15 protein-coding genes are annotated in these 15,106 nt (G+C 69.8%); 12 read left to right on the top strand and 3 right to left on the bottom strand.

All coding sequences use genetic code 11. The annotated features are described in order from the left end of the window. The first annotated feature begins 255 nt into the window (after positions 1-255). The 10 genes from ndk (at position 256) to KF823_01975 (ending at position 9,744) form a co-directional block, all read left to right on the top strand. Complete coding sequence (gene ndk / locus KF823_02020) at positions 256-681, top strand: nucleoside-diphosphate kinase (protein MBX3724677.1); 426 nt, start codon at positions 256-258, stop codon at positions 679-681. A 7-nt stretch (positions 682-688) separates the two neighbouring features. Beyond that, positions 689-1,822: a 23S rRNA (adenine(2503)-C(2))-methyltransferase RlmN gene (rlmN, locus tag KF823_02015; protein MBX3724676.1), complete on the top strand. Its 1,134-nt coding sequence runs from the start codon at positions 689-691 to the stop codon at positions 1,820-1,822. Further along, positions 1,812-2,627: a type IV pilus biogenesis/stability protein PilW gene (pilW, locus tag KF823_02010; protein ID MBX3724675.1), complete on the top strand. Its 816-nt coding sequence runs from the start codon at positions 1,812-1,814 to the stop codon at positions 2,625-2,627. Before rlmN ends, pilW begins: the two co-directional genes overlap by 11 nt. A 64-nt stretch (positions 2,628-2,691) precedes the next feature. Further along, entirely contained in the window at positions 2,692-3,573 is an 882-nt protein-coding gene (locus tag KF823_02005) for a helix-turn-helix domain-containing protein (GenBank protein MBX3724674.1), read from the top strand. Positions 3,574-3,897: 324 nt separating this feature from the next. Next, positions 3,898-4,518: a tetratricopeptide repeat protein gene (locus tag KF823_02000; protein ID MBX3724673.1), complete on the top strand. Its 621-nt coding sequence runs from the start codon at positions 3,898-3,900 to the stop codon at positions 4,516-4,518. After that, complete coding sequence (bamB, locus tag KF823_01995) at positions 4,515-5,657, top strand: outer membrane protein assembly factor BamB (protein MBX3724672.1); 1,143 nt, start codon at positions 4,515-4,517, stop codon at positions 5,655-5,657. The genes KF823_02000 and bamB overlap by 4 nt, the downstream gene beginning before the upstream one ends. Positions 5,658-5,685: 28 nt before the next feature. After that, on the top strand, positions 5,686-7,077 hold the full coding sequence (gene der / locus KF823_01990; GenBank protein ID MBX3724671.1) for a ribosome biogenesis GTPase Der: 1,392 nt from the start codon (positions 5,686-5,688) through the stop codon (positions 7,075-7,077). Between the two features lie 30 nt (positions 7,078-7,107). Continuing rightward, a complete protein-coding gene (gene moeB, locus KF823_01985; GenBank protein ID MBX3724670.1) occupies positions 7,108-8,160 on the top strand; it encodes a molybdopterin-synthase adenylyltransferase MoeB in 1,053 nt (350 codons plus the stop codon). Between the two features lie 76 nt (positions 8,161-8,236). Beyond that, a complete protein-coding gene (folD, locus tag KF823_01980) occupies positions 8,237-9,124 on the top strand; it encodes a bifunctional methylenetetrahydrofolate dehydrogenase/methenyltetrahydrofolate cyclohydrolase FolD (protein ID MBX3724669.1) in 888 nt (295 codons plus the stop codon). Between the two features lie 74 nt (positions 9,125-9,198). Next, a complete protein-coding gene (locus KF823_01975; GenBank protein ID MBX3724668.1) occupies positions 9,199-9,744 on the top strand; it encodes a hypothetical protein in 546 nt (181 codons plus the stop codon). An 818-nt stretch (positions 9,745-10,562) separates the two neighbouring features. On the opposite strand, the gene KF823_01970 is transcribed toward KF823_01975, so the two are convergent. Both KF823_01970 and smpB read right to left on the bottom strand, forming a co-directional pair. Then, positions 10,563-11,156, bottom strand: coding sequence for a DUF4124 domain-containing protein (locus KF823_01970; GenBank protein MBX3724667.1), 594 nt, complete (start codon positions 11,154-11,156; stop codon positions 10,563-10,565). A gap of 213 nt (positions 11,157-11,369) precedes the next feature. Further along, positions 11,370-11,867 (bottom strand): SsrA-binding protein SmpB, encoded by a 498-nt coding sequence (smpB, locus tag KF823_01965; protein MBX3724666.1) that lies wholly within the window; start codon positions 11,865-11,867, stop codon positions 11,370-11,372. Positions 11,868-11,956: 89 nt separating this feature from the next. Between smpB and KF823_01960 the strand changes: the two genes are divergently transcribed. Both KF823_01960 and KF823_01955 read left to right on the top strand, forming a co-directional pair. Further along, on the top strand, positions 11,957-12,388 hold the full coding sequence (locus KF823_01960) for a type II toxin-antitoxin system RatA family toxin (GenBank protein ID MBX3724665.1): 432 nt from the start codon (positions 11,957-11,959) through the stop codon (positions 12,386-12,388). Next, a complete protein-coding gene (locus KF823_01955) occupies positions 12,388-12,684 on the top strand; it encodes an RnfH family protein (protein MBX3724664.1) in 297 nt (98 codons plus the stop codon). Before KF823_01960 ends, KF823_01955 begins: the two co-directional genes overlap by 1 nt. 208 nt (positions 12,685-12,892) lie before the next feature. On the opposite strand, the gene KF823_01950 is transcribed toward KF823_01955, so the two are convergent. Beyond that, positions 12,893-15,082 (bottom strand): M3 family metallopeptidase, encoded by a 2,190-nt coding sequence (locus KF823_01950; GenBank protein MBX3724663.1) that lies wholly within the window; start codon positions 15,080-15,082, stop codon positions 12,893-12,895. Between the last annotated feature and the right edge of the window lie 24 nt (positions 15,083-15,106).

Below are 15,106 nucleotides of genomic sequence, written 5' to 3'. Positions count from 1 at the left end.
CAAGCCAACCGGCCCAGCAACATACCATGGCGTATGGAGCCGTGCGTTCAGCAGCGGCGCATTGCCGTTCCGGACGGTCGTCACAGTGTCACCCGGATTGCCGACACTGTTGCACCGGGCGAACGTGTCCGGTTTTTCCGGCGCCATCAGCTATCGCCCCTAAGCCTGTGATACCGCTGTGATACGGGCCGAAAACCTGCTACCTTTTCGAGCCCGGGCGCAGACCCGGAGTCCACCCAACAACACGGAGTTTCCATGGCGCTGGAACGCACCCTTTCCATTATCAAGCCCGACGCCGTCGCCAAGAACGTGATCGGCCGGATCTACACGCGGTTCGAGGATGCAGGGCTGCGCATCGTCGCTGCGCGGATGAAGCATCTTTCGCGGGCCGATGCCGAGGCGTTCTACGCGGTGCATCGCGAACGGCCGTTCTTCGCGGCGCTGGTCGAGTTCATGAGCTCCGGCCCGGTGATGATCCAGGTGCTCGAGGGCGAGGACGCGATCGCGCGCAACCGCGAGTTGATGGGCGCCACCAACCCCAAGGACGCTGCGCCAGGGACGATCCGCGCCGATTTCGCGGACTCCATCGACGCCAATGCCGTGCACGGCTCGGACGGCCCGGACACCGCCGCCGCCGAAATCGCGCACTTCTTCTCCGACGCCGAGTTGCACGCGCGCTGAGCGCACCATGATCGAAGCCGGCGACAGCGCTCAGAGCAAGGTCAACCTCCTCGGTCTGGACCGGACCGGGATGGAGGCGTTCTTCGTCGAGCGTCTCGGCGAGAAGCGCTTCCGCGCCCATCAGGTCATGAAGTGGATCTATCACCGGTTCGCGGACGACTTCGAGTCGATGACCGACCTGGGCAAGTCGCTGCGGACCAAGCTCGCCTGCGCCGCCGAGGTCAGGGTGCCGACCGCGCTGGTCGACCAGCAGTCGGCAGATGGCACCCGGAAGTGGCTGCTGTCCCTGGACGGCGGCAACGGCATCGAAACGGTGTACATCCCGGAGCCGACCCGGGGCACGCTGTGCGTGTCCTCGCAGGTCGGCTGCGGACTGAATTGCCGTTTCTGCGCGACCGCCAAGCAGGGCTTCAACCGCAACCTGTCCACTGCCGAGGTGATCGGCCAGGTCTGGCATGCGGCGCGCGAGCTCGGCCACCTGACCCACCAGGTGCGGCGCATCACCAACGTGGTGATGATGGGCATGGGCGAACCCCTGCTGAATTTCGAAAACGTCGTGCCGGCCATGAACCTGATGCGCGACGATTTCGGCTTCGGCCTGGCGAGCAAGCGGGTCACCCTGTCGACAGCCGGCCTGGTGCCGATGATCGACCGCCTCTCGGAGGCGGCCGACGTCAGCCTGGCGGTGTCGCTGCATGCGCCCGACGACGCCCTGCGCGACCATCTGGTGCCGCTCAACCGCAAGTACCCGATCGCCGACCTGATCGCCGCCTGCCAGCGCTACCAGGCCAAGCGGCCGCGCTCCTCGATCACGTTCGAGTACACCCTGATGAAGGGCGTCAACGACAGCGAGGCCCAGGCCAGGGCGCTGGTGAAGCTGCTCCGCAAGGTCCCCTCCAAGCTCAACCTGATTCCCTTCAATCCGTTCCCCGGAACCGAATTCGAGCGCTCCGACGCCGATGTGATCGCACGGTTCCAGCAGATCGTGTTCGATGCCGGCATCATCACGACCCTGCGGCGTACCCGCGGCGACGACATCGATGCCGCCTGCGGGCAGCTTGCCGGCAAGGTCCAGGATCGAACCCGTCGCTCCGCCGACTTCCGTCGCGAAGTCGAAGCGAGGTCCCGCGATGCGGCGTGAGCGGCCAGTTGCCCCGGCTGTGGTCCCGGCGCTGCTGGCGCTCGCCGGCGCCGTGCTGCTGTCCGGCTGCGTGTCCACGGGGCCCGGCCTGACCGGCGATCGGGCGAGCGCATCGGCCGAGCGGCGAACCCAGGTGCAGCGCAGCAATACACGACCGATGCAGGAGGATGCCGCGACGCGCCGGGGCAATTCGGACGTTCTGGTCGAGCTCGGCCAGCGCTACTACGCTCGCGGCGAGTATCAGATCGCACTCGAGAAGCTGCAGAGCGCGTTGAACATCGATCCCCGTTCGGCCAACGCGCACACCGTGATCGCCATCCTCTACGAGACCATCGGCGATGACGGAAAGGCCGCCGACCACTACCGCAGGTCGGCCCAGCTGGCTCCGCGCAATGGCGATGTTCTCAACAACTTCGGCAGCTGGCTTTGCCGGCAGGGGCGGTTCGACGATGCCGACGCGCACTTCCGGCGCGCGCTGGCGGACCCCTTCTACCGGACGCCGGAATCGGCGCTTGCCAATGCCGGGACCTGCGCCCTGGCGGCAGGCCGCCACCAGGCGGGCGGCGACTACCTGCGCCAGGTGCTGGCGCGCCGGCCGGATGACACGCAGGCCCTGGTCGGGCTTGCCGAGGTCGCCTACAGGGAAGGCGATCTGATGCGGGCAAGGGCTTTCCTGCAGCGTGCCGAGGCACAGGTCGAGCTGGGGCGGACGGCGCTGGAACTGGCCGTTCGCGTCGAGGAAGGATTGGGCGACAGCCGCGCGGCTGCAGCCTACCGCTCCCGCCTGGGAGGGTCGGGAGAGTGAAAAGGCCGGCGCCGGGTTGTAGGCGCCGGGGCGACATCAACGAACAAGACCAGGTCACGGGTCGATGAACAGCATTGGACTTTCCGGGGGACAGGACATGGAACTGGCGGACCGGTTGCGTCAGGCGCGCGAGCGCATGGGCTGGTCGGTGGAAGAGGTCGGCGCGCAACTGCGCCTGCCGGCGCGGGTGATCGAGCGGGTCGAGGCCGGCGATTTCGACGGCCTGGGTGCGCCCATCTACCGTCGCGGCTATCTGCGCAGCTTCGCGCGCCTGGTCGGCGTCGCCGAGGACGAGGTCGCAACGGCGCTGGCCCAGGACGCCGGCAGGGAGCCGGAGCTGGTCGCCACCGGCGTGCAGCCCCGCGGGCAGTACATGCTGGACCGCGTCGTCCGCCCGGCCAGCTACATCGCACTCACTGCCCTGATCGCGTTGCCGGTCGTGTGGTGGGCGGCATCCGGCCGGCTCGGCCAGGAGCTCACCGCGGCGCGCAGTTTCGACCTGCAGATCAGCGCAGCCGAGTTGGCCGCCGACGAGCCGACCGAGAAACCCTCGGAGGCGCCGGGAACCGCCGAACTGCCGCAGGGGACCGAAATGATGCGGGCCTCTCTGGTCGCGCTGCCACTCGAGGGGCCGCCGCCTGCGCCCGTGGCAACGTTGCCGCAGCTGGCCGCACCGGCCGACCTGGTCGCCGGCGCGGGGCCGCACGAGGCGGTTCTGGAGTTGGGCGGCGACAGCTGGGTGGAGGTGACCGATGGCCGCGGGCGCCGGGTGCACCAGGCCCTGATGCGCCCCGGGCAGTGGCGCTTCCGCAGCGACGGTCCGCTTGCCTTCACGATCGGCAACAGTCGGACCGCCCGCCTGATCGCCAATGGCGAGGCCCTGGAACTCGCCGAGCACCGCAGCACCAACGATGTGGTGCGTATCGAGGTGTTCAGCAACGATTGAAGCAGGGGCCGGGCGCCCGCCGCAATCCGGCAGGCACCCGAGGATGCGGGGAGACGACGAGGCGGCGACATGGGGAACCTGGCCAGAAGGCCGCTTCGGAGGCCCGCCTGGCACGCTGGCGGCCCGGATGAGAGGCCAGGGCACCTGCGCGGGCGTCGCCGATGCCGGCTCGGGCCCGGCGGCGCGGGACCGGGGCGCGGGATCGCAAGGGCGTCGGGGGGCCGTGCGGGCTTGGGCGATGCCGTCCGCTACTGGTAAGCTGCGGGGCTTGTCGACGGGTCAGGAATGGGCCCGCCGAGCTCCGCACCAGCCAACGGAACCGCAATGGACATTTACGACCAGCACGAGCAGAGCGAGCGCGTCCGCTCGTGGTTGAAGGACAACGCATCGGCCATTCTCGGGGGCATCGTGATCGGCCTGGGCGCGATCGTCGGCTACCACCAGTGGCAGAACCACACGGCCCGCAAGGCGCATACCGCCGCCGCACTGTTCGAGCAGGCGCGCACGGTCGACAACAGCGCCGATGCGCCGGCCCTTGTCCAGCTGCGCAGCGACTTCACCCGAAACGGGTTCGCCGTGCTGGCGGCATTCGAGCAGGCGCAAAGACACCTGGAGGCCGGCAACCAGGCGGCTGCGACGGAGGCGCTCGCCTGGGCGCGCGACAATGCCCGCGACGAGTCGCTCAAGACACTCGCCTTGCTGCGCCTGGCGCGCCTGCAATGGGCGGCTGGCCAGGCCGAGTTGGCGCTGGCAAGTCTGGAGGGCGCCCGGGCGGCAGGATTCACGGCCGAGCGTGAGGAGCTTCGAGGCGACCTGCTGGCGGCCCTGGGCCGTCATGAGGAGGCGCGCGCCGCCTACGTCGCCGCCCGAGAGGCGGGCGCGCTCGACGCTGGCGGCCTGGCCATCAAGCTGGCCGAATACGGCGAAGTCGGAGACGAGGCATGACGTTGCGCCTGCTGGCCACCCTGGCCGTCCTGCTGCTCACCGTCGCCTGCTCGACGTCCAAGCGCGAGAACATCCGCCCGCCCCGCGAACTTGAGAAGTTCGACGCGACGGTTCCGGTCAGCCGGCTGTGGAGTCGGAGCCTGGGCGACGTCGGTGCCAAGCCGGGTCTGCGGCTGGCACCGGTCCTGGTGGACGGACGCATCTACGCCGTCAATACGCGCGGAGACGTGTTCATCCTCGACGCCGCCTCGGGCGCGGAAGTGGCGCGTCACCGTACCGGCCTGCCCATCGCCAGCCCGCCGGGCATCGGCGAGGGCGTGATCGCCGTCGGGACCCTGGACGGCAGGATCGTGGTGCTCGACGCGCAGTCCGGTGCGGAGCGATTCTCCGCCCGCCTGCTTGCCGAGGTGGTGGCTGCCCCGGCGGTGGCCGACGGCCGGGTGTTCGTGCGCAGCCATGATGGCCGCATCCAGGCCTTCGATCTGGTCGACGGACGCCGCGCCTGGCTGCAGGAATTCGAGGTCCCGGCGCTCAGCCTGCGCGGCAATGCCGCGCTGGTCCATGATCGCGGCTACCTGCTGGTCGGCTTCGATGACGGCCGGGTGCTCGCCTTGCGGACCGAGGACGGCGCGACCGTCTGGCAGGTCCAGGTCGGCAATGCCGACGGCCGCAGCGACCTGGAGCGGCTCGCCGATGTCGATGGCCGGCTGCAGGTCGTCGACGGCCTCCTCTACACGGTCGGCTATCGCGGTCAGGTCATGGCGATCGATGTCGCCACCGGGCAGCCGCGTTGGGCCCGCGACCTGTCCTCGGCAGGCGGCGTGGCGCTCGGCGAACACCTGTTCGTCAGCGATGCCGACGGTCGTGTCCAGGCCGTCGACGAGGTCGGTGGCGGGATGATCTGGAGCCAGGATGCCCTGGAGTATCGCTGGCTGAGCAGCCCGGCCGTCGTTGGTGGCAAGGTCGTGGTGGCGGATTTCGATGGCTGGCTGCACTGGCTGGACCCGATGGACGGGCGCCTGGTGGCGCGCGAGCGCATCGCCCGCGCCCCGGTCACCGTGGCGCCAATTGCCTCGGGCGACGTCGTTTGGGTGCTGGCCAGCAACGGAACGCTCGCCGCCTATCGCGTGGGCGGATGAGCCTGTGGCCGCGGCCATCCCGGGTACCTTGCCGGTAGTCGCCCTCGTCGGACGCCCGAACGTCGGAAAATCGACGCTTTTCAACGCACTGACGCGCACTCGTGATGCCATCGTCCATGATCGGCCGGGTGTCACACGCGATCGCCACCACGGGGTCTGCCGGACCTTCGCCCGGCCTTTCCTGCTGGTCGACACCGGTGGCCTGAGCGAGTTCGAGCACGAGTTGCCCCGCCTCGCCGCGCGCCAGGCGGAGGCCGCGATCGTCGAGGCCGACCTGGTGGTCTTCGTGGTCGACGCGCGCGAGGGCTTGGCCGCCTACGACCGGGAGATCGCGGCGGCACTGCGCCGCTCCGGCAAGCGGATGCTGCTGGCGGTCAACAAGACCGACGGTCTCGACGAGGCCATCGCCGGCGCCGAATTCGCGGAACTGGGCCTGGGCGAGCCGCTGCTGCTTTCCGCAGCGCACAACAGGGGCGTTGCGGGTCTGGGCGAAACGATCGTCGGGGCGCTGCCTCGGGCAATGGAGCCTGCCGCCGCAGACGAGGATGCCGACCGCATCCGGATCGCCGTGGTCGGCCGGCCCAATGTCGGCAAGTCGACCCTTGTCAACCGGCTGCTCGGCGAGGAGCGCGTGGTCGCAAGCCCCGAACCCGGCACCACCCGGGATGCCATCGCGCTGCCCTTCGAGCGCGATGGCCGGCGCTATCTGCTGATCGACACCGCGGGCATCCGGCGCAAGGGCAGAGTCGAGGACGCGGTAGAGAAGTTCAGCGTAATCAAGACCCTGCAGTCGCTCGAGAACGCCCAGTTGGCGCTGGTCCTGATCGACGCGAGCGAGGGCGTCACCGACCAGGATGCCACCGTCCTGGGCCATGCGCTCGACGCTGGCCGCGCCCTGGTGGTGGTGGTCAACAAGTGGGATGGCCTGGACGCCGACCAGCGCGCATCGGTCCAGTACAACCTGACGCGCAAGCTGCAGTTCGTCGACTGGGCGGAAACTGTCTTCATCTCCGCCCGGCATGGATCCGGACTGCGCGAACTGATGGCGGCGATCGGTCGGGCGTGGACCTCGGCGACGCGGGAGTTCGCGACGCACGAGCTGACCGAGAGCCTTGCGCTCGCGTTCCAGGGACATCAGCCGCCCCTGGTGCAGGGCCGCACGGCGAAACTGCGTTACGCCCACCAGGGAGGGCGCCTGCCGCCCCGTCTGGTCCTGCATGGCAACCGGCTTTCGACCCTCCCGGACAGCTACAAGCGTTATCTCGAGAACTTCGTACGCCAGCATTACCGACTCGTCGGCACGCCGATCCGGCTCGACTTCCGCGAGGGCGACAATCCCTTCGCCGGGCGCAAGAACGTCCTGAGCGAGCGGCAGAAGCGCAGCCGCCAGCGCCTCATGCGCCACGTCCGTCGTCGCTGAGGCAGCCGCGTGACCGGCAATCCGCTGGAGATCGAACCCCGCGACGCCTGGCCCCGGATCCTCGAGGGCGACCTCCTGGTGGACCTCCGGGAGCCCTCCGAATGGCCCGCGGGCCGACCGGGCCGCAGCAGGGCGTTGCCCGCCAGCGGCCTGGTCGTCGAGGCGGCCGATCTGCGGCCGCCACCGGGACGCACCGTGCTGCTGATCTGCGCCAGTGGGGTGCGATCGCTGCATTGGGCACAACGCCTTCAGGCGGCGGGATTGACCGCCCTGTCGGTCCGTGGGGGGGTCTCGGCATGGGCCAGGGCCGGGCTGCCGATCGCCGACGGACATGGCCTGGATGCCGATGCGCTGGAACGCTACGACCGGCACCTGCGCCTGCCCGGCATCGGCGCCGCGGGCCAGGCCCGCCTGCTTTCCAGCCGCGTACTGCTGGTCGGGGCCGGTGGCCTGGGTTCGCCGGCCGCCCTGTACCTGGCGGCGGCAGGGGTCGGCAGGCTCACGGTGGTCGATGACGACCGCGTCGAGCGCAGCAACCTGCAGCGGCAGATCCTGCATTCCGATGCCGCGGTAGGGACCGCCAAGGTCGCTTCGGCCAGGCAGCGCCTGCTGGCGTTGAATCCCGGCATCACCGTCGATGCGATCGCCGAGCGACTGGTCCAGGGCAACGCCCGGGAGCTGTTTGCCGGCCATGACCTGGTGATCGACGGCGCCGACAACTTTCCCACCCGGTTCCTGGTGAACGCCACTGCGCTGGCGACCGGTACGCCCTGGATCTACGGTGCGGTGCAACGTTTCCAGGGCCAGGTCAGCCTTTTCGTTCCCGGCAGGGGACCCTGTTACCGGTGCCTGTTCCCGGAACCGCCCCCGGCCGGCGCGGCGCCGGACTGTTCGGAGGCCGGCGTGTTCGGCGTGCTGCCCGGTGCCGTCGGCGTCCTGCAGGCCACCGAGGCGCTCAAGTGGCTGCTTGGCCTGGGCGAGCCGCTGCTTGGCCGCCTGCTGGTCTACGACGCGCTGGCGATGCGGATGCACGAGCTGCGGCTGGACCGCGATCCTGCCTGCCCTGGCTGCCGGAGCGGGTGATCCGTCGACCGGTGGGTGCAGGGGCCGCCGCGGCGGCGGATAATTCGCGACATCCCCCGGACAAGCGCGATCAGACATGCCTGCACATATCCTCGACGGCCGCGGTCTGGCCGAGCAACACCTGGTGCGAATCCGGGCGGAGGTCGAGGCTCGACGACAGCGCGGCCGGCGTGCGCCCGCGCTGGCCGTGATCCTTGTCGGCAACGATCCGGCGTCGGCCGTCTACGTGCGCAACAAGCGCAATGCCGCCGAGCGGGCCGGCATCCGTGCGCTGGACTTCGACCTTCCGGCGGATGTCGCTGCGGCCGACCTGCTCGCACTGGTCGACCGGCTCAACGCCGACCGCGATATCGACGGTATCCTGGTGCAGCTGCCGATGCCGCCCCACATCGACCCTGCCGAGCTGATCCAGCGCATCGATCCGGCCAAGGACGTCGACGGCTTCCACGCCCAGAACATGGGTCTGCTGGTGCTTCGCCAGCCCGGTCTGCGCCCCTGCACGCCCAAGGGGGTCATCCACCTGCTTCGTCATGCCGGTGCGCCCTTTTACGGACAGCATGCCGTCGTCGTAGGGGCGTCCAACCATGTCGGCCGGCCCATGGTGCTGGAACTCCTGCTTGCCGGCGCCACGGTGACCTGCTGCCACCGATTCACCCAGGATCTCAGGCGCCATGTCGGCGAGGCCGACCTGCTGGTGGTGGCGGTGGGCCGTCCCGGCATCGTCCGGGGCGAATGGATCAGGCCGGGTGCGATCGTCATCGACGTCGGTATCAATCGGCTGGCGGACGGCACCCTTGCTGGGGATGTCGACTACGAGGTCGCCGCCCAGCGGGCTGCATGGATCACCCCCGTGCCGGGCGGGGTGGGGCCGATGACCGTTGCCATGCTCATGCAGAACACTCTGGAGGCGGCAAACGCCACCGCGAATTGTCACGCAGTGCAAACAACTGCAAACAACTGTTAAAGCGTGATCTGGTTGGCATTTCCGTGGCTCCCCGCTGCTAGCCTGCGTCCATCCCGTGGAGGAGGTGGCGCAGCATGGATACCAGCGACGGTTACGGTGGCCTCGAGTTCGTCCTGTTCGAGCCGGGCGAGGTCATGGACACGCGCCAGGAGGATGCCGCTGCTGAGGAGCGGCGTGGTCTGCTGCCCGATCCACCGGCGCTGGTCGCCGCGCTGGCCGAGTTCGGCAAGTCGGCGGATGGCCAGGCCAGTGCCGCCTGCATGATCCGGATCCAGTGGCCGGCCGGTCTGTCCGAGGCCACCACCACCGTGGTCCGGAACCGTGTCGCCGAGCGTATGCGCAGGGCAGTCCGCAGTCCGGACTTCTGCGTGGAGATGTCGCCGGACGAGTTCGCGCTTTGCTTCGCAGGTTGCGACGCGGCGCAGGCCCGGGGCCGGGTCGTCCTGTTGCTCCGCCTGGTCGAGCTCGAGCCCGCCCTGGCCGGAAAGAGCGCCTCCGCGTGGGCCGGCATCGCCCGGCCCGATCGCGACGATGGGCGCCTGTCGATGCGGACCGTGCGACTGGCTTGCGAGTTGGCCAGCCTGCAGGACAGCGGTCACATCGAAGTGGTCGACCTCTGATTCACCCTCCCGGCAGGCGGCTCTTCCGGCCGTCGGCCACGGACACGTGACGGGTGCCGGGTTGCCAGGCTCTTGGGGTTCTCGGCAGCCGGACCGGATGCGCGCCTCTCCACCCGAGGGGCAGCGGGCCAGGTCGAGGCGATGGCCTGCCTGGTCCTGAAGTCCGAATGGATGCACGCGCGCGCAAGGATGCGCCTTTCCCTGGCGAATGCGCGTCCCTCAGGTCTCACGCGCCGGGTCCCGATGAGGCCTTCGAACGCTCCCTGGCGTGACGGCGCAGGCCGGCCGTTCCTGGAGACGCGGCCTTCCCGGACTGCGCAAGGCCGGGACTTGCGCCAGTCCCCTGCCGGATACCTGCGCACGCCGCCACAGTGGCCGCCGATCGCGGTGCCGCGGTTGCGACCGCACCCGTTGGATCCTTCGGCGGGGTGTCGACGACGCCGTCTCTGCCTAGTGGTTCGCCGCACGCACGACGAGGCTGTCCAGCCGACCTGGCTACGCCTCCTCATGAACCCTCCAGGCCGGGAAACCGGACCCCCCGACACGATGTGACCGGCCTCCGTTTGCCGTCGGGCTGTTACGCCTCGGTGCCCTACATGCCGCAGAGCCAACCGGGTCGACGCTGCCTTTCCGGTGCCCGGTTGGGCCACCCCTGGCCCTTCGAAGCGCCCTGACCAGACACGGCGAGGGTGCGGAAGCCGAGACCTTGTTCGATCGGACCGTGAGCCACCGCCCTCGGCGGGGCGGGGCCTGAACGAGCACGAAGACCCGATCGCAGTCCTCCCGCGCGTCGGCCGGAAGGGAGATCCTGCGCGGTATCAGCTGGGCTGTGCGGTGAGATCGCGGTAGCGGTCCAGCTCCTCGTTCTGCCGTTCATGCAGCTCGAAGCGCCTGACCCGCAGCGCTTCGAGGGCGCGTTGCTCGGACTCAAGCTGACTGCGCAGGGAGTCCAGCAGGGAATCGGCGCGGCCCGAGCCATCCGGTGTCGCCTGCGAGAGGGCCTGGCGCTGGGCGATTTCGGCCTGCAGACGCTCGATATTGGTGCGGGTCGAAGCCAGCGAGGCGTCCAGGCCGGCGCGGACCTCGTCGTGGGCGCGGAGCAGATCGATCTCGTCGGGATAGTTCGCGAGCAGGGCCGCGTCGCGCAGGGCGATCCGGCGGGCCTGTGCCTGCAGCCGGGCCTCCTCGGCGTTGCGGGGCAGGGCGCTGTGGCGCGTGTCGACCGCGATGCCGTGGGAATTGATGCGCTGTACGCCGGCAGCGGGCGGCGTGGACTCTACCCGGTCGCTGTAGTGGACGTTGCCCTGGTCGTCCACCCACTTGTACAGCCGCTGGCCCTGGGCGTGGGAGGCGCCCGCGCAGACCAGCAGGGTAAAGGCGAGGGCCAGCAGGGGGAGGGCTGTCCGGGCCATGGCGACCATTCCAGGAACCCCGCGGGGAGGCGGACCAGCGATCCGCTCGACCCGGCAAGCGGGCTACCCGGATCGATGTGGATAATCTAGCCATCCCCCCGTTCCGCTGCCGTGACCGCTCTCACATGTGTGTCGCCAGTTGCGCGATGGTGCGCACACAAGTGCGTGCGACCCGGGTGAAAGCGGGAGAGCAGGGGTGCGGCAGGTCAGCGCTCAGGCCGCCTTGTTGCCCATCCGCATCACACGCTGCTTCTCGCGCTGCCAGTCGCGTTCCTTTTCGGTTTCGCGCTTGTCGTGGGCCTGCTTGCCGCGTGCCAGGCCGAGCTCGACCTTGGCGCGGCCCGCTTTCCAGTACATCGCCGTCGGCACCAGGGTGTAGCCCTTGCGTTCGATGGCCCCGATCAGGGCATCGATCTGGTTGCGGTGCAGCAGCAGTTTGCGGGTCCGCATCGGTTCGGCCAGGACGTGTGTCGACACGGTGCTCAATGGCGTGATCTGCGCGCCGAACAGGAACAGTTCGCCGTTCCGTACCAGGGCATAGCTGTCGCCGAAATTGATCCGTCCGGCGCGCAGGCTCTTCACCTCCCAGCCTTGCAGGGCGATGCCGGCTTCATAGCGTTCTTCGATGAAGTATTCGTGCCGGGCGCGCTTGTTCAGCGCGATGGTCGCGCCGCCGCCCTGGTCCTTGCCCTTTGCCGCCTTGCTGACCATGTGCTCCGCCGGCCGATACAATCCGGCCCCATGAGTAAGCCGCTGATGGTACCCGCAAATCGCCAGGCGACGCTGCCCCGGAGTCGGGCGTGGTGACTGTCGTGCGGCGCGAGGCACTGGTGGCCAGGCCGCCCGAGCGCCTGTTCGCCCTGGTCGACGACGTCGAGAGCTATCCGGAACGCTTCGACTGGTGCCGGTCGGTGGATGTCCTGGAGCGGGCCGCCTCGGTCACGTCGGCGCGCCTGCACGTGCGCGCCGCCGGGGTCGAGTTCGCCTTCGCCACCCGCAACCAGCTGGAGCCGCCCTCGCGGATGCGCCTGACCATGCTCGAGGGGCCGCTCAAGCGACTCGATGGCGACTGGCACTTCGAGCCCTACGGCGAGGGGGGGTGCCGGGTCCGCCTGGAACTGCGCTTCGAGCCCAGGAGCCGTCTGCTCGGTATCGCCACGACGCTGGCCTTCCAGCGCCTGGCGGACCGGCTGGTCGGCGATTTCTCCGCGGCCGCGATGGCCACGCCCTGATGTCCGCACCGGCACTCCGGGTCAGCGTGGTCTGCGCATGGCCGGACCGGGTCTGGCGCAGCGAACTGGCGCTGTCGCCGGGTTCCACGGTCGACGACGCCCTGCAGGCCAGCCATTGGCGGACGGAACTGGCGGAGATCGCCGACCAGCTCGCGGTCGCCGTGCATGGGCAACCGGTCAGGCCGGACCGGCCCCTGGTCGACGGCGACCGGATCGAACTGTGCCGGCCGCTGCGTGTCGACCCGCGCGAAGCGCGCCGACGTCAGGTGGCCTCGACGGCCCGACGACCGGGCTAGCCGGATCCTTTCCGAGGCGACGCTGCGCGTCGCCGCGAGGCATCCGGGCGGGGAGGGCGCCGCTCTGGCGACGGGCCCGTAGGGCGACGGTCGGTTCCTCGGGGCTGCTGGACGATGGACCGTGACGCCGCTGCCGCGACCGGCCCCTGGGGCCGACCGCCGCTGCACGGGGCCGGGGCGTTCCTGCCGCCCCGGTCCCGTGCAGGGCTCAGTTCCTCGCGGGGTCGTCGAGCAGGCCGCGCCGTACCAGCAGGGGCTGGAGATCGGGCTCGGCGCCCGTGAAGTCCCGGTACAGGTCCATTGCCGGGCGGCTGCCGCCGCGCGACAGCAGGGTCTCCCGGAAATGGCGCCCGTTCTCGCGGGTCAGCCCGCCGTTGTCCTTGAACCACTGGACGCTGGCGGCGTCCAGTACCTCGCTCCAGATGTAGGAGTAATAGCCCGCCGAGTAGCCGCCGGCGAAGGTGTGGCTGAAGTAGGTGGTCCGGTAGCGCGGCGGCACCGGCGGGAAGTCGACGCCGGCGTCCGCCAGGGCCTGCTTCTCGAAGGCGATCACGTCGGTCGGCACGCGGTCCGGGCCGATCTGGTGGAAGGCCTGGTCGAGCAGGGTGGCCGCCAGGTACTCGGTGGTGGCGAAGCCCTGGTTGAAGGTCTCGCTTGCCAGCACCTTGTCCAGCAGTTCCTGCGGCAGCGGCTCACCGGTCTCGTGGTGGCGCGCGTAGTTGGCCAGCACGGAGGGCCAGGTCGCCCACATCTCGTTGACCTGGGACGGGAACTCGACGAAGTCGCGGGGTACCGAGGTACCCGAGAAGCGCGGGTAGGTGACCTTCGAGAACATGCCGTGCAGGGCATGGCCGAACTCGTGGAACATCGTGGTGACCTCGTCGAAGGTCATCAGGGTCGGCTCGCCCTGGGGCGGCTTGGGAATGTTCTGGTGGTTGCCGACCACCGGCAGGGTGCCGAGCAGGTCGTTCTGCTGCACGTAGGCGTTCATCCATGCGCCGCCGCGCTTGCTGGGGCGGGCGTAGAAATCGCCGATGAAGATCGCCAGCTGCGAACCGTCGGCGTCGAAGACATCCCACACCCTGACGTCGGGGTGGTAGACGGGCAGGTCGGTGCGCTCCTTGAAGGAGATGCCGAACAGCTCGGTGGCGGCGTGGAAGACGCCGTCCACCAGGACCCGGTTCAGCTCGAAGTAGGGCTTGAGCTGGTTGGCGTCGAGGTCGTAGCGCTGCTGGCGCACCTTTTCCGCATAGTGCGCCCAGTCCCACGCGGCGACTTGGAACCCGCCCTGCTCGGCATCGATCAGCGCCTGGATGTCGGCGGCTTCGCGGCGCGCGTTGGCGACCGCCGCGGGGGCGAGCCGGGCCATCATCGCGTTCACCGCGTCGGTGCTGCCGGCGGTGGCGTCCTCGAGCACGTAGGCGGCGTGGTTGGGGTAGCCGAGCAGCACGGCGCGCTCGGCACGCAGCCTGACGATCCGGGCGACGATCTCGCGGTTGTCGAACTCGCCGCCACGGCTGCCGCGGTCGACCGAGGCCTCGTGGAGGCGCTGCCGGGCGGCGCGGTCGGTCATGTCGGTGAGCGGCGGCTGGCCGGTCGTGTTCTGCAGGGCGATCTGGAACTTGCCCTCGTGGCCGGCCGCCGCGGCGGCGGCCGCGGCCGCCTCGATGGCCGCATCGGACAGGCCGGCGAGCTGCTCGCGGCTGTCGAACAGCACCGCCGAGGCATTGGTCTCGCGCAGAACGTTCTGGGTGAACCGGGTCTGCAGGCTGGCCAGCTCGGCGTTCAAGGCCTTGAGCTGCTCCTTCTGGGCGGCGTCCAGGCGGGCGCCGGCCCGCACGAAGTCGGTGTGATAGCGCTCCAGCAGGTGCAGCTGCTCGGCGTCCAGACCCAGGTCGGCGCGCCGCCCGTACAGGTCGGCGACCCGTCCGAACAGGGCCTCGTCGAGGAGGATGGCGTCCATGTGCGCGGCCAGCTTCGGCGCCAGGTCCGCCTGGGTGGCCTGCAGCACGTCGTTGGTATGCGCGCCGGCGAGGTTCTGGAAGATCCGCAGGCTGCGGTTGAGAAGATCACCGCTGCGTTCCATCGCGACGATGGTGTTCTCGAAGCTGGCGGGCTCGGTGTTGCCGGCGATGGCGCCGACCTCCTCGCGCTGCCTCGCCATGCCCTGCTCGATGGCGGGGCCGTAGTGCTGGTCGGCGATCGCGTCGAACGGCGGATAGCCCAGCGGCAGCGGACTGGCCTGCAGCAAAGGATTGCCGTCGATCGCCGCCTCCGTCGCGGTCGTGGCGGCCTGCCCGTCGCCTGTGGTGCCGGCGTCGCCGGTGGCGCCGCGCGGCCCGCAGGCGGCCAGCGGCAGGGACAGGGCGACGGCCAGCGCGAGCGCCAGGGGCTTCATCTGCATGAACGCGATCTCCGGGTA

Source organism: Lysobacterales bacterium (genome assembly GCA_019634735.1).
Lineage (GTDB): Bacteria > Pseudomonadota > Gammaproteobacteria > Xanthomonadales > UBA2363 > Pseudofulvimonas.
This window is presented reverse-complemented; position numbering and strand designations above follow the sequence as displayed.